Raw genomic sequence first — 1609 nt, 5'->3', positions numbered from 1 at the left:
TCGCAGAGCTGGCGCTCGTCGAGGCGGATCTCGCTCGGCCCGCCGTAGATGTCCATCTGGGTGATGGCTTGGCGCAGCGACTGGTAGGCCTTGGCCTTGAAGCTCATCCCCTGATCCAGGGGTGCGACCGAGAAACTCATCGTCTGCATTGGCGTTCCCGTCCCTCTCTCTCCGCCCCCGGTTGCCCCGGAGTTCCCCCCGGTTGACGGGGTTTGGGCCGCGCTTTCATTGCCCCGGAGAGGGAAGCGGCTTGGATTGGTGATACGGTATACCAGATGCCAGTTCATGACAAGCGGATATGTTCGGATCGCGGACTGTTTCTTCGATGAACGTCGCCCTCGCGCTTTGCCTGCGACGGCGCGGCAATTCCGCGTCCTTTGTCGCTTCCTGGCATATCGTATACGGTATCCAACTGCCGCATAACTGGTATACCGAATCCATTATAGCCCGGACGGACCGCTGGGGGTACAAACGTCCTTGGAACTACACGCATTCCTCCCTGTAGATTCCCCCACCTGACGGCTCCGCTGCTTCCTGCCAGCGGAGCCTTCTTTTTTCCGCCGGCCAAATCGCCCTGCGGCAAATTGGTATACCGTACACCAGACAGGTTCACCTTACTCCGCGTATGTGTAAGTCTGCTGGGTCAACGAATCAGGCAAACGGAGGAAAGCCATGAAAGCAGCGGACATCATGACCCGTCAGGTGATCACCATCGGTCCCGACGCCACGGTGACCGAAGCCGCGAAGCGCATGCTGGAGAACCGGATCAGCGGCCTGCCCGTCTGCGATTCGAATGGGCGCCTGCTCGGCGTCATCAGCGAGGGCGACCTGCTGCGCCGGGCGGAGACCGGCACGGTGCGCCGGGCCTCCTGGTGGCTCGCCATGTTCGCGGGCGCACCGAACCAGGCCGCCGACTACACCAAGTCCCACGGCCGCCACGTGCGCGACGCGATGACGGAGTCTCTGATCGCCGTCACGGAGGAGACCCCGCTCGACGAGGTGGTCCGCCTGATGGAAAGCAACCGCATCAAGCGCGTTCCGGTGCTGAGCAACGGCAAGTTGGTCGGCATCGTCAGCCGCGCCAACCTGCTGCACGTCCTCGCCAGCATCGCGCCAGACGTCTCCCCCGCCGCCGCGGACGACCGTGTCGTGCGCGACCGGCTTCTGGAGACCCTGCGGGCCCAACCCTGGGCGCCGGAGATCAGCGAAAACATCGTGGTGCGCAACGGCGTCGTGCATCTCTGGGGCAGCGTCCGCACCGAAGCGCAGCGTGACGCCATTCGCGTCGCCGCGGAGAATACCTCCGGCGTCACCCGCGTGGAAAACCACCTGATCATCGTGGATCATGTCGCCGAGGGCGCCGTCGGCTTCTGATCCGGTCGCCGATACGGTAACAAAAAGCCCCTTCCCAGTTCGTCCGGGAGGGGGCTTTTCCTTTCGACAGACGTTTATTCGGTGGCCTTCACGACCTCTTCGGTGACCTTCTTGGCGTCGCCGAACAGCATCATGGTGTTGGGGCGGAAGAACAGCTCGTTCTCCACACCGGCGTAGCCGGCGGCCATGCCGCGCTTGATGAAGAACACCGTCTTGGCCTTCTCGACGTCGAGGA

The 1609-nt window shown here is 63.3% G+C and carries 2 protein-coding genes; one reads left to right on the top strand and one right to left on the bottom strand.

What is annotated here, in order from left to right:
• Nucleotides 1–672 precede the first annotated feature (672 nt).
• On the top strand, nucleotides 673–1374 hold the full coding sequence (locus tag AC1DVI_RS32290) for a CBS domain-containing protein (protein ID WP_476961457.1): 702 nt from the start codon (nucleotides 673–675) through the stop codon (nucleotides 1372–1374).
• A gap of 74 nt (nucleotides 1375–1448) precedes the next feature.
• On the opposite strand, the gene AC1DVI_RS32285 is transcribed toward AC1DVI_RS32290, so the two are convergent.
• The coding region (locus AC1DVI_RS32285) for an NAD(P)(+) transhydrogenase (Re/Si-specific) subunit beta (RefSeq protein WP_476961458.1) at nucleotides 1449–1609 on the bottom strand (161 nt) is incomplete at its 5' end.

The organism is Azospirillum sp. P4_B5 (assembly GCF_056402275.1).
Note: the sequence above shows the minus strand (reverse complement) of the source record. Positions and strands in the feature narration are given on the sequence as shown.